Below are 25,844 nucleotides of genomic sequence, written 5' to 3'. Positions count from 1 at the left end.
ATGAATATCGAAAATCTATGTGAATTCGGAGGTATTGTTCACGCAGCGGACAATACCAATTTACTCGAATTACCTAGCAGCTATATCGAGAACTTATTTAAGGATTATCACTTACTACTATTTCGTGGATTTGATTCTTTATCTAAGGACGAAATGGTGGCTTTTTCGGAGCGATTCGGGCCGCTATTGAAATGGGATTTTGGCTATGTATTCGACCTACAAATCCAAGAAAACCCAAAGAATCATATCTTTCGCGAAGGTCGCTTAGAGTTACATTGGGATGGTAGTTATCTTGGGCCTGAAAAGACGCCAAAGTACAGCTTTTTTCAATGTATCGAGGGTAATGATTTTGAGGGAGGCGAAACGATTTTTTGTGATTCTATCAACGCATTTGAAGATAGCGATGACGAATTCAAGAGCAAGTTGAAGGCCGCCAATATTACCTACCAAACTGAAAGAAAAGCCCATTTTGGCGGGACCTTGTCTTGGCCGCTTGTGTGCCCAATGACCAATGACGGTCGGCCGGTGATTCGTTATATGGAGGCCTTTAATGAAGATAATGAAGATATAAATCCTATCGACGTGTCGGTTGATGGTATGGATAGATTAAATTCGGATGCTTTTTTACGGGAGCTTAATGCTCATTTGTATAAGTCGAAATATCTCTATCAGCACCGTTGGACAAAAGGTGAGTTTTTGATGTTTAACAACAATGCGTTGTTACACGGCAGAAATTCCTTTCAAAGTGCATCGGATCGACGACGCATACAGCGTGTCCACATATTGTAGAGGCTCTTATGCATATCGATGCTAGTGGTAGTGAAGTAGTTGATACTGGGGAGCCCAGAAGTTATTTCTCAACCCAGTTCACCAAAGATTTAGTCTTCTTTGCTGTTGCCATTGTCGTTGGTTTATTGGTCATCGCTTTTTCTTTCGATGAGCCAATAGACCTGATTTTAGAGCGATGGCCCGTGTTTTTTACCGCTATCGTCGCCGCAGCCGTTGCTAATGCAACGGCTGTTGGTGGCGGTTTTATATTCATGCCATTGTTTACTTTCGGTTACGGGTTCACTTCTCTAGAATCGTTAAAATTAGCATTAGCGACTCAAGCATTTGGTATGTCTTCTGGTGCTTTAGCGTGGTCGGTAAAGCGCATTGTAATGAGTGTTCTCGGTTTTTCGCTTGTTTTTGCTATTGCTGGGATGTTCATTGGAAGCTTTTATATTACTCCTAACCAAAATCACATCGATATAGCCTTCGGTGCAGCATCTTTGGGGTTGGCGGTTATCTTGATTATTGAAGTTTATTATTCCAAAAATAGTTCTGAATATCGCAACATCCGCAAGCCAACGCTTTTGGATCTTATTGTCTTTGCCGCGTTATGCCTACTTGGCGGAATGATAAATGCTTGGGTTTCTATCGGTATAGGCGAGATCGTTGCGCTATGGATGTTGTTACGTTGGCGTTATCCGCTTGCGTTATGTATTTCAACAGGGGTTGCTGCATTAGCCGGCTGCTCTATAGCTGGATTACTTATTCATTCTGAATTGGGTGGTATCCGTTGGGATTTCCTCGCATTCACTGCGCCAGGTGTCGTCATTGGTGGGCGTTTGGGCGCAAGAATGGGTGTGGCAATTTGCGGTGATGCTGGGGATGTCGGAGAGGTATCTAATGTCAAATCTAGCGATAGACTGAAGCACTTCATTATTGCCGTTATCTTCGTTGACGGTGTGGCTGTTCTATTCAATGCATTATGAGGCTCTAATGGAAAATAAAAGATTATTCGTATTCGATCTTGACGGTACAATCGTAGATACCGTCGAGGATATCGCGGCTTCAATGAATGCTGTTCTTAATTTCTATGGATTGCCAACTAAACCGTTAGAGCATTATCGCAAGCTCGTTGGTAACGGAACGTTGAATATGGTTACTAAGACGTTAGGGGATGAATTTGATGCCGTTGAAGAAGCTCATTTTTTGTTTGAGTTAAACTATAAAGAAAATTGCTTGGTTCGTTCTAAGCCATATCCTGGCATAGCGGTCGCGATGGCGTCTATTGCAAGTTCAGGTGATTATCTTGCGGTTTTAACTAACAAAATTCAGCCGTTAGCTCAGAAGATCGTTGCTGCAATGTTTCCTAATATTTCTTTCGATGCCATTGTCGGACTAAGCCCTGAAAACAAAGCGAAGCCGAATCCTGATACTTTAATCAGACTGATAAACCAGTTTAAGCCAGTTGAGTGTTTCATGATCGGAGATACCATCGTTGATCTGCAAACAGCCCGAAATGCTGGAGTTAACTCAATTGCAGTATTGTGGGGGTATTCTAGTTCCAAGGAATTGCAAACGATGAATCCAGGACGTGTATTTAGTGACGTTGATTCGATGTTGCTAAGTTTTGGTCTTGAGGTTGTTGTTCCTGCTTAAGTTTATATAAAAATGGAGGATTTTATGAAGTTTCTAAAGTGGTTGGTTGTTGGCGGGATCTCGATTTTAACTCAGTTTTCCTATGCGCAAGAAGATGTGATTATTGATCAAAACGAAAAAATTAATAAGGCATTTATCATCTTGCAGGCGGAAATTGTTGATGTAGACATGTTCTTTAATCAGTATGCCGTGCCGGCAGAGGTTGAAGTTGATTTTTACGGAGGAAAGCCGCTGGTTGCGACTTTCGATAAAGAAGTGTTCGAAGGTGAATGGGATAATAATTGGACCATTATTTTAACCTTTCCATCGTTAGATGCTGCTAAAGAATGGTATTACAGCGACAATTATCAGGCCGTGCTTCCTTATCGCCATGCTGCTACCGCATTCGGTAATATGATTTTTTTTGAGGGTACTGATCAAAGTAAAATTAATTGGAACATTCGCCAGTACAAAAATGCTGAAGTTGATCTGGTTGAGCCATTAACTTTGGATACTGAACCGGATTATTTAATCGCGGTTGATGCCAACTGGACAAGCAAGCGAGGGCGCTTCCAATTAGAAGCAGCCTTTGATTCGGTAGATGTGACGGGTCATACCATGGCTCTCTCATATCGAATTATTACTGATGAAAGCCTAGTTGCTCAAAGTTGTCGTTATCCCTTAGTTGTGTCTGTCGGCGATACTTCAGGAGATTTAAAGAGATTGGGTGTGTATTCGGACGCGGAACGAGACTGGACCAATTTAGAGTTTACTTTGAAAGGAAGGCATATTTCACAGTTACTTGAATCTGCTAGTCGCGTGACATTTGATTTGGCTTCACCAAGAGGCGGTGATTGTGGGAATACACGTTTAGAAGTGAAAAACTTGGTTATACGTTAAGTATTTCTCTTATTAGGTCTATATAGCTGCCTTCGTTGTTGTCGAAATATTCTTTGTATTTCTTTTAGCTTGGCAGCTTATACATGATAACTTTTTTGTCAGCATCACTAAGTTATGGAATCTACATTCTGAGCTCTATTAGCGACAGTTCTTCTGTATCACTTGGATGTGTGTCCGCTAATATTAGATTGGAATTTTAATTGCTAAATTTTAGAGACGCTGTGAATAATTTGTACCGCAGTGCTGGTTAGGTCAGTTAATCTGGCTTTATTGTCATCTAGTAATCGATTGAGGATTAATTGGTTTATCCCCGAAACTAGGATGACGCCGACGTCATGCGATATTTCGCGCAAACTATCGCCTTTTAATATATGCATTTTTACTTGATTACATAAAAAATCTGCAAATATGTCGGCAATTTTTCGGCGTAGTTGTTGTCCTTCTAGTCCCAATGCACCCAACTCGATATATAAAGCACGCATTAGTACCGTTTTTTTCTGTATCTCTTGCAAATAAGCGTGACTGATTTTCTCTACTTTATCTTCCCAAGAATCGGCGCCTGAAAACGAAGTAAGTATCGCTTTCATTATATGGGCACTTGTTTCCTCACTTAATGCCAGTAGGCACTCATCCTTGTTGGCAAAATGTTCATAGAAGGTTCTACGTGAAATGTGCGCTGCCGCCGCGATATCGGTGAGAGTTATATCCCGAAACGATTTGGCGTCTAGACACGTTTCTAACGATTCTAGAATGCGAGTGCGATGTGAAGTGCTTTGGGGGGGGGCAATATTTTTCATACATTAAAGTGTATTCGAGGTCTCTGTTGTGGTCTATCTAAGCGTTAACTTATTCGTCATCTCAAGATTGGTACTTTACAGTACCAAAGGTTCGTCATTAAATTGGTACTATAAAGTACCATTAAGGTCGTATTCTTATGAAAAGCCAAACAATACCGAGCCGCCATGGCGCAAACAAACAGGCCGCATACACTGTTTTACAGCCGATGACGCTGTTTTTGCGGAATATCGAGGTAGTTGAACCGAGTGATGTGGACTGGTTTACCTTGGGGCGTAAGCTGAATGATGGCGATCCGCTAGCAGATGACTTGGTGGCTTGGATGCTGGCTGAAGATGCAGCTAATAGACGCAAGCTGTTCTACCAAGTTGTTGATGGTGTCGTTCCGATAGATTCCCAACTGCCGGGGCCGTTGTTGGCTTTCATGCAGGCCGTTACAACAGCGCCAAAGTGGCTTGATCATAAGCAGCTGACTCTGGCGACGGACGTCATTGCGCGCACGGGCAAAATTGGTATGCGGGTTCTGCGTGATTTCGGCTTAATGGCTGGCTATCAGGCTGGTGCAATTAATCATACTTTGGTGATAACAGGCACGCTGGAAAAGGGTGCTCCGCGACGTATAGCTGAAACAACGAAATGGTGGATAGATTGCACAGGTTCAGATGCGTTGAACATTGATGGAGCCGGCTTTCGCTCTACATTGAAGGTGCGTGCTATCCATGCCATGGTTCGACGTCACGTTGCAGCCAAGTCGGAATGGGACGCCAGTTATTACGGCTTACCGATTAATCAGGTTGATATGCAGGCGACTTATTTAGGCTTTTCAACCGTGTTCTTAATTGGTTGTCGTTTGCTTGGCTGTATATTCACGAAGGAAGAGGCGGAGTCGGTTATGCACCTTTGGCGTTATATCGGCTGGCTAATGGGAGTCGATGAAGCACTACTGAGTCACTCTGAGGAGAGTGGCCGAGTTGCTCTGTATCGGAATATTTTGAGTCAACCAACTGCGGATGAGAGTAGTCGTGTTCTAGGGCGGGCATTAATGGATGAGCCACTTGAACGTCACTATCGTGTATTTCCTTGGCTACGGCGTCGTATCGAAAAGCAAATTCATCTCAGCATGACACGTTTAGCCGTCGGACCGCGAGGCATGAAAGCGCTGGGCTTGCCATCTTACATCTTGCCTTGGTATCCCTTGTTATATGCTCCATTGAATATGACTTATTGTTTATTGGCGCTGGCCATCCCTGCACTTAAGAATGTAAAAGGCAAAATCGGACGCTACCGTCAGCTGCAACAACTCAAAGTTGGTTTTGGTGCTCAGCCAGCTGAGCTGAAACGGATGGAAGTATGAGCTGCTTGGCCGTTGTTATGCTTTAGATGGCTGTGAATTGCGCAAAAACATTCGTTCGAATTGTTTAATGTTTTGCTGAATATATTCAATAAATGCGCGCATGGCTGGGGTCGGGTGTTTGGCCGCGGGATACACCACACACCAGCTGCGACGCAAGGGGAAGCCCTGCACATTAGGGATAACGAGCGTTCCCAGTTCTAGTTCTGGCAAGATGCTAAGTTTAGGGAGAACAGCCACGCCAAGGCCTGCAAGTACGGCATGTTTTACCGCATCATTTGATCCTAACTCCATGCCTTTAGGCATTTTGAAGCGCTTATCTTGGCAATGTAGCTCCAGAGCTAAGCGACTCCCTGATCCGGATTCGCGTAGCAATAGTTGGCTATCTAAAAACTCTTGTGGTGTTACCACGTTCTGTTTCAGTAGAGGATGTCCTGTTGGTACAACCGGAACCAGTTCATTATCGAGAAAAGGGAGTGACGTTAACGGTTTTTCGTCGGGTACCATCCCCATAATAACTAAGTCATCGCTGTTTTCGCTGAGTCGTTTGACCGCAGTGGCGCGGTTAACAACTTTTACGCTGACATTAATATCTGGATGGAGGTTAAGGAAAGCTCTAAGTAAGTAGGGCACGACGTATTGAGCAGTATTAACTGCAACCAGCTTTAATTCTCCCGCCACTTTTCCTTGTAATGCAGCCAGATCCGTTTGTAAGTGTTTTAAAGTGCTAAAAATACTCACCACGGCTAGGTATAGGCGTTCTGCAGCCGCTGTGGTGTATAGCTTACGGCCAACGTACTCAAATAGCGGCGTGCCCAGTGCTTGCTCGATCTGTCTGATCTGACTACTCACGGCGGGCTGGGTTAATCCTAATAGTTCACCTGCTTGGCTGTAGCTCGACAAATCATAAACTGCCTTAAATACCTGTAGCTGGCGAAATGTGAGTCTGCTGGCTATTTTTTGTACGGATAATGGCATTTTAATCGATTCTAAAGCTTATCTATAAGTTGTAGGTTATAGATAGGCTAAGAAATATCAATTATTACTTTGGTTTCGACTGGTCTACTGTTAGGTCAGTTTTCAAGTCCGCAGAAAAGGGCCGCCCCATGTTGAAAAAAGTACTAATCGCTAACCGTGGTGAGATTGCCGTACGTATCGTGCGGGCCTGTGCCGAAGCCGGTGTGCGCTCGGTGGCCATCTATACCGAACCTGATCGTTATGGCTTGCATGTGAAGCGCGCTGATGAGTCCTATTCCTTGGGCGAAGATCCTATTGCGGGTTACTTAGATCCAGCGCGTATCGTCAATCTAGCGGTAGAAACCGGCTGTGATGCCATTCATCCGGGTTATGGTTTTTTATCTGAAAATCAAAATTTTGCGCGCCTGTGCGAGGAAAAGGGCGTTATTTTTATCGGCCCCGCATCGGATGTGATTCATAAAATGGGCGACAAAACCCAAGCACGTGACAGTATGCGTGCAGCGGGTGTGCCTATCACTCCCGGCTCTGATGGCAACTTAGCCGATCTCGATGAGGCGTTAAAGTTAGCGGGTGAAATTGGTTACCCCGTTATGTTGAAAGCGACATCCGGTGGTGGCGGTCGTGGCATTCGTCGTTGTGATACGCCTGAAGAATTAAAATCTCAGTACCCGCGAGTAATTTCTGAAGCCACCAAAGCCTTCGGTTCGGCCGATGTCTTTATGGAAAAGTGCATCGTTAATCCGCGTCATATTGAGGTGCAAATTCTCGGCGATAGTCACGGTAACGTCGTGCATTTATTCGAACGTGATTGCTCCATCCAACGCCGTAACCAAAAACTGATCGAAATCGCCCCTAGCCCGCAACTGACTCCAGAGCAACGACAATATATCGGTGGCTTAGCGGTAAAAGCCGCGGAAGCGGTTGGTTATGAGAATGCGGGTACGGTTGAGTTTCTATTAACCGGTAACGAAGTGTACTTCATGGAAATGAATACTCGTGTACAGGTTGAACACACCATTACTGAAGCCATTACTGGTGTTGATATTGTGCGTGAGCAGTTACGCATTGCTGCAGGATTACCGCTTAGTTATCGCCAAGAGGATATTCAATATCGCGGCTATGCTCTGCAGTTTCGTATTAATGCGGAAGATCCGAAGAACGACTTTTTACCAAGCTTTGGTCGTATCAGCCATTATTACGCACCGGGTGGGCCGGGCGTACGGGTTGATACGGCCATTTATACCGGATACGAAATACCGCCGTATTTCGATTCCATGTGTTTAAAACTGGTGGTGTGGGCACTGACGTGGGATGAGGTCATTGCTCGTGGTCAGCGCGCCCTTGATGACATGCGCTTGCACGGCATTAAAACTACCGCAAATTATTATCAGCAAATTTTACAGCACCCTGATTTCAAAAAGGGCGAGTTTGATACCAGCTTCGTACCAAGCCACCCCGAATTAATGAATTACTCAGATAAACGTCATCCAAGCGAAGTTGCTTTGGCCATTGCCACTGCCATTGCAGCCCATGCGGGTTGGTAAGTCACAGGAGAAAACACATGACTAACGCAAAGAAAATTGAAGTAACCGATGTTGTTTTACGTGACGCCCACCAGTCATTAATCGCTACGCGTTTACGCACGGAAGATATGCTGCCGATTTGCGAAAAGCTTGATCAAGTGGGCTATTGGTCTTTGGAAGTATGGGGCGGCGCTACGTTTGATGCCTGTGTGCGCTTTTTGAAAGAAGATCCTTGGGAGCGTTTACGTCAGTTGCGTAAAGCTCTGCCAAATACCCGCTTGCAAATGTTGCTGCGCGGTCAAAATTTATTGGGTTATCGCCATTACGCTGATGACGTGGTCGAAGCATTTGTGCAAAAAGCCGCGGATAACGGCATTGATGTGTTCCGTGTATTCGATGCACTCAACGATATGCGTAACATCGAAACAGCAATGAAAGCGGTTAAAAAAGCCGGTAAGCATGCTCAAGGTGTGATTTGTTACACCACAAGCCCAGTGCACACTGCGGCCTTATTCGTGCAGCAAGCGAAAGACATGCAAGCCATGGGGGCAGATTCTATTGCCATTAAAGACATGGCGGGCTTACTGACACCTTACGGTACCTATGACTTGGTCAAGGCAATTAAAGCAGAAGTAAATTTGCCTTTAGTTGTTCATAGTCATTCGACTTCTGGCTTGGCACCTTTGTGTCAAATGAAGGCGATTGAAGCAGGTGCCGATCGCATTGATACCGCGATTTCGTCATTCTCGTCAGGTACAAGTCATCCAGCCACTGAATCTCAGGTCGCGGCATTAAAAGGTACGGATTACGATACTGGGCTTGATTTGGTCTTGCTGGGCGAAATTGCCGATTATTTCCGCGAAGTGCGTAAAAAGTATCACCAGTTTGAGAGCGAATTCACTCGTGAAGATGTTTCGGTGCAGATTAGCCAAGTACCGGGCGGAATGATGTCGAATTTAGCGAACCAGCTAAAAGAACAAAATGCATTAGATAAAATTCGCGACGTATTTGCCGAAATTCCACGCGTACGTGAAGATCTAGGTTTTCCTCCGTTGGTAACGCCTACATCGCAAATTGTTGGTACCCAAGCGGTTTACAACGTGCTGGCGGGGCAGCGCTATAAAACCATCACCAATGAAGTAAAACGTTACTTACAAGGCGGCTACGGCCATGCGCCTGCCGCGGTAAGCGCGGAGTTACTGAAAAAAGCCATCGGTAATGAAGAGGTTTTAGAGGGACGTCCTGCGGATTTACTCTTGCCAGAGCTAGAGAAGTTGCGTGCTGATATTGGGGCATTAGCGCTTTCCGAAGAAGACGTGCTGACCTTTGCCATGTTCCCAGACTTAGGGCGTGAGTTTTTACAACAGCGTGCAGATGGTACCTTGAAGCCAGAAGAGTTAATGCCAGTCGAGGCCGTAGCGAAAGGTAAGATGGGCACTTCGGTGGCCACTGAATTCTTAATTGATGTGCATGGCGAAACTTACGAAATTGCCGTAACGGGCGTCGGTGAAACTGGGTCTGGTCGTCGTAAGTTGTATTTATCCATGGATGGTATGCCTGAAGAGGTAATCTTCGAGCCATTGAATCAATACGAAGGAAAAGTGGGTAGTGGACGTGGTCGTGCGACTGAGCCTGGCCACGTGACACCTGCTATGCCGGGTAATGTCGTGGATGTATTGGTAAAAGTGGGCGATGTGGTTAAAGCGGGCCAAGCGGTTATGGTGACCGAGGCCATGAAGATGGAAAGTGAAGTACACGCCAATATTGCAGGCACTGTTAGTGCGGTTCACATTCAAAAAGGAGATCGCGTCACCCCTGGCGAAATCCTGATTGAAATCACAGCCTAAGCTTTATTCAGTGCGGCTTGCGCAACTTATGCCAAGCCGCTAAATATTGTTGGAGATGTCATCTCTAAGGCTTCGCCCTGAAACTGTAATGCCTTATGCTACGCGTACTTATATGAGGATTGATCGTGGATAATGTCATCAAGGGCGTACTGCATTTTCGCCAGAATATATACCCTGAACGCAAAGATTTATTTGGCACACTGGCGGGTGGTCAAGATCCAGATATCTTGTTCATTACCTGTTCCGATTCTCGCATTGACCCCAATCTTCTGACGGGCTCTGATCCTGGTGATCTCTTCATCTGTCGCAATGCCGGCAATATCATCCCGCCGCACAGCAATGAAACCGGCGGCATGACAGCATCTATCGAATATGCAGTAGCCGTATTAGGTGTGCGTCATATTATTGTTTGTGGACATACCGATTGTGGTGCGATCAAGGGCGCGATGGATCTGAGCGCGCTAAAGGGTTTGCCTCATGTAAAAGAATGGCTAGGTCACTGTCGTTCGGCCATGGAGATTGTGCGGGAGCGTAATGGCATTGAAAGCGGTGCTTGTTTGGCTCCAGAGCATTTGAACGAAGCGATTGAAGAGAACGTATTGCAACAGGTTCAGCATATGCGTACCCATCCTATTGTCGCAGCTAAGTTGGCGACCAAAAAGGTGCAAATACATGGCTGGGTCTACAATATCGAGTCGGGACGCATTCGTTGCTGTGATCAACATAGCGATGCATTTACCGATTTTGATGAGCACTATCGCGACGATATTTCTAGATTGTCCTACAAAAGCTAAGTAAAAATAAGACTATTCAAGCCAAGGCGGCCGTGGCTCGAATAGTCTATTGGCTGTGCTCTTTTTGAGCGTATCATCAACAGCTCATTACCAAGAGTCATATTACGATTGACTCAGCAGTAGATTATCTGCAGATGCAAGGGATCGCATTGGTGATGACGGTGTCATAGACACAGATCAGGAAAGACCGCAAAGCCGATCTTACCGCTTGAGCTGGTTTGGGCTAAATTAGTAGAAATATCGAACACAATTAAATAATAAGAAAAACAACGTGCGTCGTTAGTTAGTCAGTAAAGTCTTCTGAGGCTTGTAGTCGATACGCTAATAAATGTTGTTCCCTTCTTATTTTTGTCGTCCGAGAAATTCGTACTATTTCTGAAGCACGGTCCTGTTCTGATAGTTTTGCACCATAATTATAATAAAAGAATAAACCGACCACCCTTGGGTCAGGACAGGAGTGCTGCAAATGTCTAACGAAAAATCGAATACTCCAGCGAAAAAATTGCCGCCAATTAAGATGCGCTATGTAAAGCGTGAAAACGTCAGCGTTGACGATTGCATCGGCATGTACAAGTTATTTAGTGTGTACTATCAAAATACGCCGTTTGAAACATTTATGGCAGACTTGTCCAAGAAGACGGGTGTGCATATTGCTAAGCGAGTAACTGACGGCAAAGTAGTCGGTTTTTCTACCGCAGTTTCTTTTTTGACTGAAGTCGATGGCAAGCAAGTACGTATGCTATTTAGCGGTGATACTGTTATGGCAAAAGAATATTGGGGTAATCCTGCGTTCCCTCAGTCTTTCTTCCGTTGGATATTGGCTGAGCGTTTAAAGCATCCGTTTATCGAATTAAATTGGTTTCTTATCTCGATGGGTTATCGCACCTATTTAATTTTGGCTAATAATTTTTATGATTATTATCCTAATATTGACGGTGAAAATGCGCATCTTAAAAAAGTTGCTTTTGCTGCCGCGGATACTTTGTTTCCGGGAAAATTAAACCGCGAAAATGGTTTGGTTGAGTTTGGCGATGATGCCTGTGCCTTGTCGGATTTCGTAACGCCAATTACCGATAAAGAACGTCAGGTTCCTAAGATTGCTTTCTTCGAAAAGTGTAATCCAGATTGGATGAATGGTAGTGAAATGGCTTGCGCTGGCTCACTGAGCTGGAGCACGTTTGGTCGTGTACTGCTGGATATGCGTCGTACCTTGTTCAAAAAGGGCAATCGCAATGCTAAGAAACAAGCGAGTTCTGCTGTGGTTAATCACAAGCCAGAAACCGTAGAAATCACTTTGTCTGAAATTGAACAACGTGAAATCGTAGCAAACACCACAGGTAATAATGCTGCTTAATTAAGAGGCGCTATTGTTTGTAAAAAACCCGCTAATAGCGGGTTTTTTTATACCTGATCGTTAATCAGCGAAACGATTGCGTAGGTAATTAAACATTGCACGTAGGCCCATCGCCTCGCCGCCAACGGGGCGGCCAGGTAGTGAGCGACGATTCCACGCCATCACATCAAAGTGTACCCATGGCGTGTTATCGACAAAGGCTTCAAGATACAGGGCCGCAGTAATGGCTCCACCAAATGGCGTTGGCACGGAATTAACTAAATCAGCAATATCACTTTTTAATGCATCTTTATAAGCTTTGTGCAGAGGTAAGTTCCAGACCGGATCACTGACTTGTTCACCAACCTGCATCAGGTCTCCTGCTAATTGCTGCTGATTGGTAAAAAATCCGGGTAATTCTGTACCTAGAGCAACACGGCAAGCGCCGGTTAATGTTGCAAAATCGATCATTAATTCCGGTTTTTCGCTTGCGCCTTCAGCGAGCGCATCGCATAAGACTAAACGCCCTTCGGCATCGGTGTTATCAATTTCTACTGTTAATCCTTTACGGGTATTTAATACATCACCTGGGCGAAACGAATCGCTACTAACGGCATTGTCTGCGGCAGGAATTAACAAACGCAAACGTACAGGGAGATTGGCAGCCATAATAAGGTAAGCAAGCCCAACCGTGTGTGCTGCGCCGCCCATATCTTTTTTCATATAACGCATGGCTTCGCCCGGCTTTAAATTTAAGCCACCGGTATCAAAGCAAATTCCCTTACCCACTAAGGTAACCTTAGGATGATTTTCATCGCCCCAGTGTAAATCCAAGAGACGTGGAGCGTGAGCACTGGCGCGACCCACGGCGTGAATCATAGGGTAATTTTCTTGCAGTAAAGCATCACCGACAATTTCATCAAAGTCGGCGTTAAATTCGTCTGCGAGCGCTTTAACCTGTGCCGAAAGATCTTGCGGCATCATATCGGCGGCAGGGGTATTAATTAGGTCGCGGACGCGGAAGGTACCTTCGATAAGGCGCTCGGCCTCAGCAATTGCCAGCGCATCGGGTAGGGCTAAAAGTGCTTCGGCACTGGCTTTTTCTGTGTAGCGATCAAAGCGGTAGGCGCCAACTCCCCATGAGAAAGCGATAGCCGTTAATTGGTTGGTATCGAAGGCGCGATCCGGCGTGTAGATTCCAGCAGGAAGGGTGCTTGCCAACTGTCCGCATGCAAAAAAATCGTCAAGCGATTCACAGGCAAATACTACTTGTCCTAGCGCCCCGTCGGCGGCGGGAATAAGGGCGGTGCCACTGCCTTTGTAGCCAGAGTTTTTGAGCCAGTTACTGGTACTGGCTGATTGCTCTGCTAGCCAGCGTTCGTAGTCTGCTTTTTCAATAAGGCTGAGTGGAATGCCTTGTTGGCCATGGATCAACTGGGTTGTTATTGCAGCGCGCACTGACATAAAAACAATATCCTAATAAATATAAACACTGCGCTCAGTATAGGTGACATTAGTGCGTCACAAAACAGCTACCTTAAGGTCACTGACGCTAACCGGTATTTGCGGTAACATTGCCCACTTTTTTGATACATACCTAAAGCCCCTGACGGTGCTGAAGCGAGGGTGATATGGTTAATGAATTTGCAGGCGGGGCGCTTATCGGCCTAGCTGCAGGACTGTTATGGCTAGGTATTGGTCGTATCAGTGGTATGACCGGCGTATTGTCGAGCCTATTTTTATTGCGCGAAACTCAGCGTCATTGGGCAATCTTCTTTTTATTGGGGTTGGTGCTGGCTTATCCCTTATTTCAGCTTTTCGGTTTAGCTGCTCCAATTCATATTACCTCTAATGTGCCTTTGCTGATTGTTGCCGGTTTATTTGTTGGTTTTGGTACCTATGTGGGTAACGGCTGTACCAGTGGTCATGGCGTTTGCGGTATGGGGCGTTTATCGGTGCGCTCTACTATTGCGACGGTTGTTTTTATGGTGTCGGGGATTATCACTGTTTGGTTGATGCGCGTTTTAGGAGGTGATTTGTGAGCCATCTAGTTGCTTTGTTAAGTGGCCTAATATTTGGCTTAGGATTATTACTATCCGGTATGAATGATCCGGAAAAAGTACGAGCATTTTTAGATATAGCAGGAAACTGGCGACCTGAGTTGCTGGCAGTAATGGGGTCAGCTGTGGTTATTTTTGCTTTGGTATATCGTGTGAGCTTAGGCAAAAAACAGCCTTGGTTTTCCAGTGCATTTCATACCCCAAGCATTAGCCGAATTGATCTTCGTTTAGTTTCTGGCGCTGTATTATTTGGGATTGGTTGGGGGTTAGTAGGATTGTGTCCGGGGCCTGCATTGGTCGACTTGTTCGCATTTGATCCTAGTATTCTGATTTTTGTTGCTGCCCTATTAGTGGGGAATCGCTTGGCACATTGGTTGGTTGGGCCGGTGCAGCAGAAATAAGTTCTCATGACTGAGCCTTGTTTTCTACTGCAAGGCTTGGCCATCGTTATAGTTTTCTATAATCGAGTCGTAAGAAATATATCATTTCAACAATAAGTCCTCTGCGCGTTTAATAGTTTAACGCTAACAAAGAGGGGTTATTATATGAAATCAGCTATCGACCTATATGTATTATCAATAACGCCAGAATCGCTTTGGTCTGCAGTTGTGTTTGCGGTGGTATTGCTGGCGGAGTCGGCAATGCCGGAAGAGGTTGTCGCCTGTGAAGGATAACGATGGCCGTGCTCTACATAAGCACGGCCATACTCGCTTAGCTAGCGCTAACGGCTTCTTTTTTGGGCTTAGAAACTGCGGGTTTTACCAGCACACGGCTTAAGAACTGATGTGCATCGGCTGCTGATTGCTCTGGAATTTCTTCCATCGGAATATGGCCAACACCTGGGTACATAATTACTTCTGATCCGGGTATATCGCGTGCGAAAAGTTTGGCATTCGCAGGTGGAATCCAGCGATCTTTATTACCCCACATAATCAACGTAGGCGCTTTTACTTGCTTAACGCGCTCTGCTGTCATGTGTTCTAGCTCTTCAAATAGGCGAATTAATGATTGGCGGTTGCCTCGGGCTAACATCATGTCGTGGTAATACTGAACGGCACTATCGGTTATTTTCGAGCGATCCCCATAGACATCTCCAAGGGTGATATTCACCATAAAACGTGGGGTGCCTAAGACAATCGCGTGACGCAGAATTGGTGTGGTGAGGAGCTTCATTAACCAAGGCAACGGCATGGGATAACCGGCAGCATCTAGCAGTATTAGGCTATCAACTTTACTTGGGTGCTTGGCCGCAAGTTCCCAAGAAATATATCCGCCCAACGAACTACCTACCAAGCTGAAGTGTTCCAGTTTTAGGTGCTCTAACAAAGCATTGATCTTGTCACCAATACGCTCGACTTCGTAACGGCCATTGGCAATCGCACCGGTTAGGCCGAAGGCGGGAACGTCGATACGAACAATCTTGTAGTCTTCTTTTAGTTCTTTAACCCAACCGTCCCAAGTGTGCAGTGACGCCATAATGCCATGCAGCATAACCAGCACAGGTGCATCGGAATCTGTACGTCCTTCAACGCGATAATGAATCTCGTTGCCGTCACAAGGAAAGAACTTAGAGTCTTCATTGGCATAGGTGGCGCGCATTGTTTGCTGGTCAAGGGTCGTCATACCCATATAACGCAGTGTGCGTGCGAATAAAGAGGGTTGAGAAGAAGACATATTGGAGCTCCATCGTTGTTGTTATTGGTAAAACAAGCTTAGGAAGTGGCCTGTTCCTGCAAGATTTGACTTAGCATGCCTGTGCGTGTGTTGGCTGACTAGGTGCGATTGGGTCAGGATTACGTAGTACTTTGTCATTTGTCTGTAAGCAGACGGCAATCATATTGTCAGACTCCTGCCACGGCGCTGTCATACCGATCGGATTAACTAGCATTCCATCAAAGGTCTACAGTGGACGCTGGCCAATGCCTCTTTCGCGTCGTGAGTTTTTGTTGGATAGCGCTGGTAGTACATTGCTCGCGCCCTTGTTTCGTTTACCGTCATCGCGTCGCGGATTTCCATTTCGTCATGGCGTGGCAAGTGGCGATGCTCTAACCGACCGAGTCATATTATGGACTCGAATATCTTCCGATCATGATGCCGCCAGTGTTGGCTTTCGCTATGTCGTCGCTTTGGATCAAGATTTGAAAAACAGGGTCGTCGATGCCTACGGAGTTACGGATTCTAGTCGCGATTTTACGGTTAAGATTGATGTCGATGGCTTGCAAGCAAACACCACGTATTTTTATGCTTTTGAAGCTTTAGGTCAGTGGTCGGACACAGGGCGAACTCGCACTTTGCCAGAAGGTTCATGCGAGCATCTACGTATTGCATTTACCTCCTGTTCTAACTTTGCCCAAGGTTATTTTAATGTTTATCGCGATTTAGCCGCGCGTACTGATCTCGATGCTATTTTGCATCTCGGTGATTACATTTATGAATATGCTAACCTCGAAGAAAGCCTAACAAGCGGACGTGTGCATGAGCCTGCTAGAGAGGCCATTACTCTGGCTGATTATCGTGCACGCCATGCTTGCTACAAGAGTGATCGTGATTTACAACAAGTACATCGTCAGCATGGTTTCTACATTATTTGGGATGATCATGAAGTTGCTAATAACGCATGGCTAGGCGGTGCAGGTAATCACGATGAAGCGACCGAAGGTGTATGGCAGGATCGTTTAGCAGGAGCTGTTCAAGCCTATTTTGAATGGATGCCGGTGCGTGAACCCGTTAATCAACAGGGGGTTTATCGCAATGTTCGTTTTGGTGATTTACTCGATTTAAACATGTTGGATACTCGCCTCGCAGGACGTGATGCCCAAGCTGAAACCTTGGAGGAACGTAACCGCAGCGACCGAACCTTGTTGGGCCATCCTCAAGAGCAATGGTTAAGTGAGTGTTTGCAAGCCGCGCAGCAGCAAGGAGTACGTTGGAAAGTCATGGGCCAACAGGTCATGGTGGCGCAGCTTGGTACCAATGACCGTCCTTTTAATTACGATCAATGGGACGGATACCCCGCGGCAAGGCAGCGCTTATTCGACAGTGTTCGCGCCGCAAATGTTGAAAACTGGGTGGTATTAACCGGCGATATTCATTCGAGTTGGGCAATGACCTTACATGATGATCCATTTGCTGATTTTCCGACACCGGCATTAGGGGTTGAGCTAGTGACGCCGGGGGTGACCTCACCAGGGATTACCCAGTATGCGCAAGCAAAATTAGCAGCGTCTTCGTTAGAAGCCTTACTACCACATCTTGAATTTGTTGATTTTTATTATCGTGGCTATGTGCTGTTAGATATTACCCATGAGCGTATGCAGGCTGAATGGTGGGTCGTCGATCAGGTCGATAATTATAAATATCGCAGTGATTGTTTGCGTGCATTACAGATTCCAGCAGGCGAAGCGACATTTATTGTGGCTCCAGAGATTACAGCACCTAAGCAACAAGACTTTGCCGATATACCGAGTTTTTCTGGTGAATTTGCCTACTTGCGGGAATGGCGGCGACCAGACAACCAAGGTGTCGATGGTATGATCGCCGCACAAGCATCACGTTAAAAAGCGATTATTTTTCTAACAAAAATGCTAGGCAGTCGGCAGCACTTTGCTCTGGAATTTCTTCCATTGGCATGTGTCCGCAATTATCGTAAATCACCGTACGAGCGTTTGGAATTGCCTTGGCAAAGCGATGCGCATGAGCAACTGGAATCCATGCATCTTGCTTGCCCCACATGATCAATGCTGGCTGAGTAATATTTTTCAGTGGGCGCGTATCAAAACCCACATTATTACGAATGTAACGCACAACACGAGCGGCTGAGGCCCGGTTTCCTGGGCGCATCATCATGTCGTAGTAGCATTCTAATTGTTCTTTTTTAATGCGATCTGGCTGGCCGTAGAGAGAGCGTACTGAACCATACAAAGCCTTGCGCGGGATTTTCATTCGCGACGCCGACCATCCAGCAAAGGGCACAGCCAGCGACGAGATAGTCGCAGGTGGAATAAAAAAGAAACCAGCAGCATCCAATAACACAAACTTACTCACTTTATGTGGATAGCGTGCTGCAAAGTCCCAGGTCATCCAACCACCGAGCGAGTTTCCGGCTACCATGCAGGTTTCTACCCCCAGTGCATCAGTGAACTCATTCAAAAAGTCACTGTACATGTGTTTGTACACGCCTTTTGGATGTGGGCCGGTAAGACCATAGTTTGGATTATCTAAACAGATGACACGGAAGTGCTTGCTGAGAATGTCGCTCCAATCGTTCCAAGTATGCAGAGACGAAAACATACCATGGAGTAAAAGCAATACAGGACCTTGGCCGACATCACGGTAATGAATCTTCATCCCCTGCAACTCTAGATACTTCGAGTCGGGTAATTCATGGCGTTGTTTGATTTCCTCTAAGGGGATCGCGAAACGCTCTTCGGATAACGACGCCAAGGCTCGCTGGAACATAATTCAACCTCATTTGATGATGGCGACTATTGTCTACGGATAATGCAATTAAGATAAGGGATTATCCGGCCGAAATTCGGTCTATTTGCGTATTTTTCAATCAAATAGGGGGCGTGGAATCGAAAGTGATACAATCAAAGCCGTTTTACTATGCAAAAGTGACATTATGTCTAGGATCTTACCTCTCATTTTTTGTTTGCGGTTCGGCTTAAATTGGTAACGTTTGACTCGCTAAGCGAGCATGCATCATATCAATTGGGGTTTAGCGTTTTTGAATCGCATGCAGGTATGACGGCCATTGATTATATAGCACCACATTTTCCGCGGCTAAATCTAGACGAATTAGCTCAATACTTCGCCGACGAAAGAGTTTGGCTTAAGGTTAGCGAAGATAATCATGCAGAGATTAAGCAGATATTAATTTCGGCTCATTATGTATTACAGACTCACGATCGCCTCTGTGTTGAAATTTCAAATCATGGCGAAGACCCTGTTAATACTAACTGGACGACCGTCTGGGAAAATCACGAATTACTGGCGATATACAAGCCGCCGTTGTTGCCGGTTAGTCGCACGACGCGAAATTTATACGGTACGTTAATTTCTCTTGTTCGTCGCCATAGTCCGTGGACGCAAGCACAGTTATTACATCGCTTAGATACAGAAACATCAGGTCTTATTTTATTGGCGAAAAATTCTTACGCGGATAAAAAATGGAAGAAGAATTTTGAGCGCCTAATGCAAGGTAAAATTTATCATGCTTGGGTGTTTGGTCGGCCATCGTGGAATGAAATGACGTTAGAATGTGAGATATCTGAACGCGAAGACAGCGCTATTCGCAGTCGCATGTATGTCGTTGAGAATGGCGTTACTGATTATAAAAATTCGAAGTTTAGTAAAACCCATTTTCAAGTTATTCGTAACGATGGTGCTAGGACGCTCGTAGAATGTCGATTATTTACCGGTAAAAAACATCAAATTCGCGCGCATTTAGCCTATCTTGGGTATCCCATTGTTGGCGATAAGATTTATGCATTTGATGGCCTATATTATTTGAAGCGCTTTCAAGGCCCATTAACTGCAGAAGACTTTCGAATATTGGGCAGCGAGCATCATTTGCTGAAAGCAGTACGTTTAGAGTTATGTATCGAAAAAGACAGCATTCAGATCATCGAGTTGAAGTAATAGATATTACTTGTCGATCGGGGTTGCCGCTTTTTTAGTGGTATTTTCCAAAATTGAATTTGAGCGTACGATTTCATTTTTGGTATAGGTTGTTTTCGCAATACTTTCGCCATTTGCCGCTTTTTTCATATTCCGGTAGGTTTCTCTACCCATTTCGAAGAAGTCGATGCTTACGTAGGCGTGTACCAAGTGCTCTTTTAATAATGCTTTATAGCTAGGCAATATTTTGCCGACGCCAATAATAATAATCTTTTTATGCGTCTTTAGTTCGTTGTTATAGATTTCTACCGTATCCCGGAAGGCATCGATATCATTCATTGGCCAAGCGCCCACAGATAGAAATACATCAGAACCAATACCATTAAAGGTATTGCTGAGTTGCGTCATAGTACGTTCAACATTATCGCCAGAGTTCCATGGGCAACGTTCAGGCTCGTACCAGCCACCTTCACCTTGTAACCGTTGACCATCCAAAAAGCTTTTTTGACCGCTTAGAGTGCGTCGTACGGCTAAGATTCGGTCGGCAAGATTGGGGTCATGGTTTACCGTCATTAAACAGATGCAACCGCCGTTAGGCTTGAGTTCTTGTGCCATTAGGGCGAGTTCTTGTCCGAAAGCCACGTTATCTGCACCGACATAGCCACGACTAAGTACTTTGTCGACACCACTGAACGGTGAATCAAAGGTTAAAATAGGAATACGTGCCTGACTAATCGCTTGAGCGATAAATTCTGACTTAGTTACAGAAATCGCAATGGCATCGTATTGGCGAGAGGCGAGTGCTGTCTCGATGGCATTGTATTGTAGGTGGGCATTGGAATCTCCGTGTCCTCCCAGTAAAACGCAAGTGTCGGCATTTAATGCGGCGGCTTCTTGGCATCCCTGAGCGGCATCGATGAAGTTTTGGTCATCAATACTTTTACCGACTAGGGCAAAATGCATACCTTCAGCGACTACTATTGAATTCATTAGTAGTCCTGCGCAAAGCTGCAGTGTGGTGGCGCTGATCCTAGATAACATTGTGAATTCTAAGCCTGTACTAAATCAAAGCGATTAACAGGTTAGCAGTCGTAGAATTGCATTGCTAGATAAATGAAAATCGCTCTCAAATACCGCTTTTAAGCTTAGTCTAAGTACGCCACTATTGAGCGGATATTTGGAGTATAAAAAACTGAGTTATTCTCGGCTTTTTATACTCTAGGAAGACGATGAGGTACCTATATTGGTTGGAATCGTCTGGCGTAAAAATAGCGCTGTCGGAAGACGACGCTTATACAAGCGATGAGTAGCCAGAATGGCGATAGGCTGCCACCGCCGCCAGAGCTACTTTTGGGTTCTACTGTCAGTTCGGTTACTGGCTCTGGAATTTCTGGTGTTTGGCTGCTTTCAGCGATGTCTGCTGCAATTTGTTTGATATCGACACGGTCATCCGTATTGGCACTAATAATATGCAGTGATTCCATGCCATAGCGGCCTATGCCCTCTAGAAAGCGAAAATTTCTTTCGCCATCGAACAGGGTGATGTAATTAACTTGCTGGCCATTAAACTCCATCACGCCTTTGTCGAGCATTATGATTAAGTTGTGTTCCGTGTAGTCTCGGGGGCTTTCTGATCTCGAAAAATGATATTGTGCTGTGGTTTCAGAATAAAAGCTTTCGCCTTCCTGCATTTCAAAAGGTAAATATTTTAATCCATCAGGATAGGTAATTTCGCCATCATACCCGAGTTGGGTGATATAAATACCGTCTTCGCGGATTTCATAATCCCGTGTATTTAAGCCGATTATTCCTACCGAATCGTCGTGAAATTGATTATTTCCTAACGCTTCAATATTGCCAGTCAAAATATCATGTAGAGATGGAGTGCCACCGTAATCAGAAAAAGCCTCATAGGTGTATTCGATATTTCCAAGAGGAAAATACTGGGTAATATCAATCGTTGTGAATTCGTTATAAACGAAAGGATCAGTGCCGATATTCCATTCATATACATCGACCGCTCCGTCGCCGTCAGAATCTGCATAGAAATTTTCGCGGTAGCGTGGATCTCTTGATTCTATCGTCGCTTCGAGGGCGTCAGACAAGCCATCTTGGTCATCGTCGGTATCGCAGGCATCGCCCCAGCTATCTATAAAGGGTAGGCTGCTGTCTTCATAGTTTTCTTGATAAGGGTTGTAGACTAGGGGGCAGTTGTCATCAATGTCGGCGACACCATCACTGTCGGTATCGGCATCGCCGTAATCGCAGAGATCACCGAGGCCGTCACCGTCGGAATCGGTTTGATCTTCCTTGTATTGGTATGGGCAGTTATCTAATAGGTTAACAATACCGTCGTTGTCGGCATCTTGTCCGAAGGCAATGGCATCGACATTGAGTGATGCGTAAGTTTGCTTGTAATCACTGAATTCAATGGTAAATACGATGGTAACTAGATGAGGGCCACTGGTTAAAGGGTAATGGTGTAACCAGCTTTGGCTTTTGTATGAGAGCCCGTCTAGCGATGCTTCTGTCCCATCAACTATTACGTTGACTGTGAACGGTACAGCAGCAAAAGGATCGTTATCATGGTGTTCTAAAAAAACTATATTTAATACGCCAGCAGACGCGTTATTAAGCGCAACAGTAAATTGGCTTGTGATAGTTTCGTCAATATCACCGAAGTAGGGTTCGTCATAGATGACGCTTGGGATCATTAGGGTTTGATAGCTCTTGCTGCCAACGTCACCGGTATCGTCAAGCGCCCACAACTGACTCGGCGTCGCCAACACCCAGTCTGATCGGCCACTGTTAAAATCAATGACAAGGTCATCGGTGGTCGCAGGAATGGATTCTGAATCGGTTGGTGATGAGCCTAGTAATACTTCAATAAGATTATTGTAGCCGTCGCCGTCAAAATCTTCGGTCGCATCCGTCGGCGTTTTCGGATCGGTATTTAATGTGGCTTCCAAATCGTCGGAAATACCATCATCGTCGTCATCGTCATCACAAACATCACCAAAGCTATCATTATCTGAATTTAACTGATCGGTGTTACTGAGGGATACGCAATTATCATCGATATCTGCAATGCTATCGCCATCAAAGTCGGTAATTGCCATTGAATAAGGCGCAATGGTGATCAGTGCAGTGGCTAATGCCGTGAAAATACCGGTTTTTAGAGGGGGTGAAATAATGCGAGTCGGCATTTAGCAACGTTCCTTGTTTATGTACTGGCCCTATCGTGCAGGAGTCATGGGTGCACAATCGTGCTGGCCTTATTGGTCTAAGAAGCAGTATACAGGAATAAAAAAACCGGGCACTAGGCCCGGTTTTTTCTGCGCTGTCTCTTGTATCAGAGCAGGCCGCTAACTGCTTCAACTACCGCTTCGGTGGTGATGTTGAAGTGTTTCATCAGGTCGCCTGCTGGTGCAGATTCACCGAAGGTTTCCATACCAATCACAGCGCCGTTTAGACCAACGAACTTGTACCAGTAATCTTTGTGCAGTGCTTCAACCGCAACGCGTGCGCTGACCGCCGCCGGTAATACGGCTTCGCGGTAGGCAGCGTCTTGCGCAGAGAAGAGTTCTGCACATGGCATTGAAACCACACGGATATTCTTACCAGTGAGTTTCTCGGCAGCCTCGACCGCCAACTGGACTTCGGAGCCTGTTGCCATGATGATAGCGTCTGGTGTGCCGGCGCAATCTTTCAGGATGTAGCCCCCCTTGGTGATGTTTGCAACTTGCTGTGCATCACGAGTTTGGTGCGCTAGGTTCTGACGCGAGAAGATGAGGGCGCTTGGGCCGTCGGTGCGTTCGATCGCTGCTTTCCAAGACACTGCGGATTCAACGGTATCGCATGGACGCCAAGTTTGCAGATTCGGGGTGTAACGTAAGCTAGCAACTTGTTCTACTGGCTGGTGGGTTGGGCCGTCTTCGCCTAAGCCAATGGAATCGTGGGTGTATACGAAGATAGCGCGTTGCTTCATTAGTGCTGCCATGCGCACGGCGTTACGTGCATATTCCATAAACATCAGGAAGGTAGCGCCGTATGGAACAAAGCCACGGTGCAGAGCAATACCATTCATCATGGCACTCATAGCGAATTCACGTACGCCGTAGAAAACATAGTTGCCAGCTGCATCGTTAGCACTTACGCCTTCACAACCTTTCCATAAGGTCAGGTTTGAGCCAGCCAAGTCGGCTGAGCCGCCTAAAAATTCTGGAAGTAGTGGGCCGAAAGCATTCAAGGTATTTTGCGATGCTTTACGGCTTGCGATGACTTCACCTTTGGCTTGGCATTCTTCGATATAGGCTTGCGCTTTGGCAGAGAAATCCGCGGGTAGTTCGCTATTAACGCGACGCTTAAATTCAGCCGCTAATTCGGGATACGCTTTGGCGTAGGCATCAAATTTAGCATTCCAAGTTTGTTCAGCTTTTGCGCCTTTTTCTTTCGCGCTCCAACCTGCGTATACGTTTTCTGGAATTTCAAAGGCGCCATGCTTCCAACCTAAACGTTCGCGCGTTAACGCAATTTCGTCGTCGCCTAGTGGCGCACCATGGCAATCTTCTTTGCCTTCTTTATTCGGTGAACCAAAACCAATAATGGTTTTGCAGCAGATTAACGTCGGTTGATCGCTGTTAGCGCGAGCGGTTTCAATGGCTTGTTTGATTTCATCCGAGTCGTGACCGTTAACGCGCGGAATTACTTGCCAGCCGTAAGCTTCAAAACGCTTAACGGTATCGTCGGTAAACCAACCTTCAACTTCGCCATCAATTGAGATGCCGTTGTCGTCATAGAACGCGATTAATTTGCCTAGCCCTAACGTACCGGCCAGTGAGCATGCTTCGTGAGAGATACCTTCCATCATGCAGCCATCACCCATAAATACATAGGTGTTGTGATCAACGACGTCATGACCTTCGCGGTTGAACTGTGCCGCTAATACTTTTTCCGCCAGTGCCATACCAACACCGTTGGCAATGCCTTGACCTAAAGGACCGGTAGTGGTCTCGATACCTGGTGCGTAGCCGTATTCTGGGTGACCCGGTGTTTTAGAGTGCAGCTGACGGAAGTTTTTCAGGTCGTCGATGCTAAGGTCGTAACCACTCAAATGCAGCAGAGAGTAAATCAGCATTGAGCCGTGACCGTTAGATAGAATAAAACGGTCGCGATCAGCCCATTCTGGATTTTCAGGGTTGTGCTGGAGGTAGTCGTTCCATAGCACTTCGGCGATGTCAGCCATGCCCATTGGGGCGCCAGGGTGGCCAGATTTAGCCTTCTGTACGGCGTCCATGCTAAGTGCGCGGATGGCGTTAGCCAGTTCGGTACGGGTAGTCATGTAACGACTCCTAGATCACAGTTAAAATGCGGCTTTAGACTAACGGTGGTTTGTGACAACCGCTAGACAGAAAATTTGGGCGGCATTGTCTCGCAGATTGTCAGTGACGGCAACGCCGAAGGGAGGGATTGTCGGAGTAATCGCTAATCGTCTGTATTAGCGATTCATCTCATAGACACACATATTCACCGCAGTTGCTAAATTCAGCGACTCAATATCGCCGCAACCTTTAATGGTAAAAGGATGGGGGCTGAGTTCTTCTAGCTGGTCGCGTGGAATGCCACGTGCTTCATTGCCGAAAACATAGCATTCACAGGCATGGAAAGATGGGTGGCTTAGCGCCTCGCCTTGCATGTCTAGGCAGGCAATATTCTTATAGCGGTGAGGTAAGGCATCGAGCTCGACCTCTTGTTCAATCGCCACATGGAAGATAGCGCCCATGCTGGCGCGCACGACTTTGGGGTTGTAAGGATCGACGCTATTGCTGCTGAGCAATAACCGCAAACCACCAAACCAACCTAAGGTGCGGATAATCGTGCCTAAATTGCCGGGATCTTGAATCTCGTGCAAATAAACGGCTTTGCTAAGGTGGGCGTCATCATCTGACGGGGTCAATAATGGCACCACAGCGATTATGCCTTGGGGGGACTTGGTATCCGAGATTTGCGTCATCTGGCGTTCGCTAATGACTGTGGTTTTGAAGTCGCTGTGCCAATCAGCGTACTGCTCGGTTACTAATAATTCGCTGGCGCCAAGTTGCGGCTGCGACTTGGCTGCCCGCTGTAATTCGAGAATTAAATGCTCACCCTCTACTAAAAAATGGCCGAACTGAGTGCGGTATTTTTTTTGGTGTAGTTTTTTAATATCGTCGAGCTTCATGGTGTCACCTCCAGC

23 protein-coding genes are annotated in these 25,844 nt (G+C 45.9%); 14 read left to right on the top strand and 9 right to left on the bottom strand.

The window, feature by feature from the left end; translation table 11 throughout:
- The 4 genes from TOL_RS15350 to TOL_RS18535 are packed head-to-tail and all read left to right on the top strand — an operon-like array spanning position 1 to position 3,306.
- Entirely contained in the window at positions 1-789 is a 789-nt protein-coding gene (locus TOL_RS15350) for a TauD/TfdA dioxygenase family protein (RefSeq protein WP_015488287.1), read from the top strand.
- Positions 790-797: 8 nt separating this feature from the next.
- Positions 798-1,757 (top strand): sulfite exporter TauE/SafE family protein, encoded by a 960-nt coding sequence (locus TOL_RS15345; RefSeq protein WP_015488286.1) that lies wholly within the window; start codon positions 798-800, stop codon positions 1,755-1,757.
- Positions 1,758-1,764: 7 nt separating this feature from the next.
- A complete protein-coding gene (locus TOL_RS15340) occupies positions 1,765-2,427 on the top strand; it encodes an HAD family hydrolase (RefSeq protein ID WP_041588530.1) in 663 nt (220 codons plus the stop codon).
- Between the two features lie 24 nt (positions 2,428-2,451).
- The gene (locus TOL_RS18535; RefSeq protein ID WP_015488284.1) at positions 2,452-3,306 is read left to right on the top strand and encodes a DUF1330 domain-containing protein; all 855 of its coding nucleotides are present in this window, start codon (positions 2,452-2,454) and stop codon (positions 3,304-3,306) included.
- 203 nt (positions 3,307-3,509) lie between these two features.
- On the opposite strand, the gene TOL_RS15330 is transcribed toward TOL_RS18535, so the two are convergent.
- Positions 3,510-4,103 carry a TetR/AcrR family transcriptional regulator gene (locus TOL_RS15330; RefSeq protein ID WP_041588529.1) on the bottom strand — a complete coding sequence of 198 codons (594 nt, stop codon included), beginning with the start codon at positions 4,101-4,103 and terminating at the stop codon, positions 3,510-3,512.
- Positions 4,104-4,240: 137 nt separating this feature from the next.
- Here TOL_RS15330 and TOL_RS15325 point away from each other — a divergent pair, with 137 nt between their 5' ends.
- Positions 4,241-5,455: an oxygenase MpaB family protein gene (locus TOL_RS15325; protein WP_041588528.1), complete on the top strand. Its 1,215-nt coding sequence runs from the start codon at positions 4,241-4,243 to the stop codon at positions 5,453-5,455.
- Between the two features lie 15 nt (positions 5,456-5,470).
- On the opposite strand, the gene TOL_RS15320 is transcribed toward TOL_RS15325, so the two are convergent.
- Positions 5,471-6,430: a LysR family transcriptional regulator gene (locus tag TOL_RS15320; protein ID WP_015488281.1), complete on the bottom strand. Its 960-nt coding sequence runs from the start codon at positions 6,428-6,430 to the stop codon at positions 5,471-5,473.
- Positions 6,431-6,558: 128 nt separating this feature from the next.
- Between TOL_RS15320 and TOL_RS15315 the strand changes: the two genes are divergently transcribed.
- From TOL_RS15315 to TOL_RS15300, 4 genes are all read left to right on the top strand, one after another.
- Positions 6,559-7,974, top strand: a complete 1,416-nt coding sequence (locus TOL_RS15315) for an acetyl-CoA carboxylase biotin carboxylase subunit (RefSeq protein WP_015488280.1) — start codon at positions 6,559-6,561, stop codon at positions 7,972-7,974.
- Between the two features lie 17 nt (positions 7,975-7,991).
- On the top strand, positions 7,992-9,800 hold the full coding sequence (oadA, locus tag TOL_RS15310; protein WP_015488279.1) for a sodium-extruding oxaloacetate decarboxylase subunit alpha: 1,809 nt from the start codon (positions 7,992-7,994) through the stop codon (positions 9,798-9,800).
- A 125-nt stretch (positions 9,801-9,925) separates the two neighbouring features.
- Positions 9,926-10,594, top strand: a complete 669-nt coding sequence (locus TOL_RS15305) for a carbonic anhydrase (RefSeq protein ID WP_015488278.1) — start codon at positions 9,926-9,928, stop codon at positions 10,592-10,594.
- A gap of 466 nt (positions 10,595-11,060) precedes the next feature.
- The gene (locus TOL_RS15300) at positions 11,061-11,948 is read left to right on the top strand and encodes a hypothetical protein (protein WP_015488277.1); all 888 of its coding nucleotides are present in this window, start codon (positions 11,061-11,063) and stop codon (positions 11,946-11,948) included.
- 60 nt (positions 11,949-12,008) lie between these two features.
- Here TOL_RS15300 and TOL_RS15295 read toward each other — a convergent pair whose 3' ends face one another.
- Positions 12,009-13,391, bottom strand: coding sequence for a leucyl aminopeptidase family protein (locus tag TOL_RS15295; RefSeq protein WP_015488276.1), 1,383 nt, complete (start codon positions 13,389-13,391; stop codon positions 12,009-12,011).
- Positions 13,392-13,558: 167 nt separating this feature from the next.
- Here TOL_RS15295 and TOL_RS15290 point away from each other — a divergent pair, with 167 nt between their 5' ends.
- From TOL_RS15290 to TOL_RS19445, 3 genes are all read left to right on the top strand, one after another.
- Positions 13,559-13,969, top strand: coding sequence for a YeeE/YedE family protein (locus TOL_RS15290; RefSeq protein ID WP_015488275.1), 411 nt, complete (start codon positions 13,559-13,561; stop codon positions 13,967-13,969).
- Positions 13,966-14,388: a DUF6691 family protein gene (locus tag TOL_RS15285; RefSeq protein WP_015488274.1), complete on the top strand. Its 423-nt coding sequence runs from the start codon at positions 13,966-13,968 to the stop codon at positions 14,386-14,388. Before TOL_RS15290 ends, TOL_RS15285 begins: the two co-directional genes overlap by 4 nt.
- A 144-nt stretch (positions 14,389-14,532) precedes the next feature.
- Entirely contained in the window at positions 14,533-14,661 is a 129-nt protein-coding gene (locus tag TOL_RS19445; RefSeq protein ID WP_015488273.1) for a hypothetical protein, read from the top strand.
- Positions 14,662-14,698: 37 nt separating this feature from the next.
- On the opposite strand, the gene TOL_RS15280 is transcribed toward TOL_RS19445, so the two are convergent.
- On the bottom strand, positions 14,699-15,661 hold the full coding sequence (locus TOL_RS15280) for an alpha/beta fold hydrolase (RefSeq protein WP_015488272.1): 963 nt from the start codon (positions 15,659-15,661) through the stop codon (positions 14,699-14,701).
- 245 nt (positions 15,662-15,906) lie between these two features.
- Between TOL_RS15280 and TOL_RS15275 the strand changes: the two genes are divergently transcribed.
- Positions 15,907-17,544: an alkaline phosphatase D family protein gene (locus TOL_RS15275; protein WP_015488270.1), complete on the top strand. Its 1,638-nt coding sequence runs from the start codon at positions 15,907-15,909 to the stop codon at positions 17,542-17,544.
- 7 nt (positions 17,545-17,551) lie between these two features.
- Here TOL_RS15275 and TOL_RS15270 read toward each other — a convergent pair whose 3' ends face one another.
- Positions 17,552-18,445, bottom strand: coding sequence for an alpha/beta fold hydrolase (locus TOL_RS15270; RefSeq protein ID WP_015488269.1), 894 nt, complete (start codon positions 18,443-18,445; stop codon positions 17,552-17,554).
- A 288-nt stretch (positions 18,446-18,733) separates the two neighbouring features.
- On the opposite strand from TOL_RS15270, the gene TOL_RS15265 reads away from it, so the two are divergent.
- On the top strand, positions 18,734-19,630 hold the full coding sequence (locus TOL_RS15265; RefSeq protein WP_015488268.1) for an RluA family pseudouridine synthase: 897 nt from the start codon (positions 18,734-18,736) through the stop codon (positions 19,628-19,630).
- A 6-nt stretch (positions 19,631-19,636) separates the two neighbouring features.
- On the opposite strand, the gene TOL_RS15260 is transcribed toward TOL_RS15265, so the two are convergent.
- The 4 genes from TOL_RS15260 to TOL_RS15245 form a co-directional block, all read right to left on the bottom strand.
- Positions 19,637-20,599, bottom strand: coding sequence for a substrate-binding domain-containing protein (locus TOL_RS15260; protein ID WP_015488267.1), 963 nt, complete (start codon positions 20,597-20,599; stop codon positions 19,637-19,639).
- A 248-nt stretch (positions 20,600-20,847) separates the two neighbouring features.
- A complete protein-coding gene (locus tag TOL_RS15255; RefSeq protein ID WP_015488266.1) occupies positions 20,848-22,815 on the bottom strand; it encodes a thrombospondin type 3 repeat-containing protein in 1,968 nt (655 codons plus the stop codon).
- A 146-nt stretch (positions 22,816-22,961) separates the two neighbouring features.
- The gene (tkt, locus tag TOL_RS15250) at positions 22,962-24,950 is read right to left on the bottom strand and encodes a transketolase (RefSeq protein ID WP_015488265.1); all 1,989 of its coding nucleotides are present in this window, start codon (positions 24,948-24,950) and stop codon (positions 22,962-22,964) included.
- Between the two features lie 156 nt (positions 24,951-25,106).
- The gene (locus tag TOL_RS15245) at positions 25,107-25,829 is read right to left on the bottom strand and encodes a TrmH family RNA methyltransferase (RefSeq protein ID WP_015488264.1); all 723 of its coding nucleotides are present in this window, start codon (positions 25,827-25,829) and stop codon (positions 25,107-25,109) included.
- Positions 25,830-25,844 lie beyond the last annotated feature (15 nt).

This window comes from Thalassolituus oleivorans MIL-1 (assembly GCF_000355675.1).
Classification (GTDB): domain Bacteria; phylum Pseudomonadota; class Gammaproteobacteria; order Pseudomonadales; family Oceanobacteraceae; genus Thalassolituus; species Thalassolituus oleivorans.
This window is presented reverse-complemented; position numbering and strand designations above follow the sequence as displayed.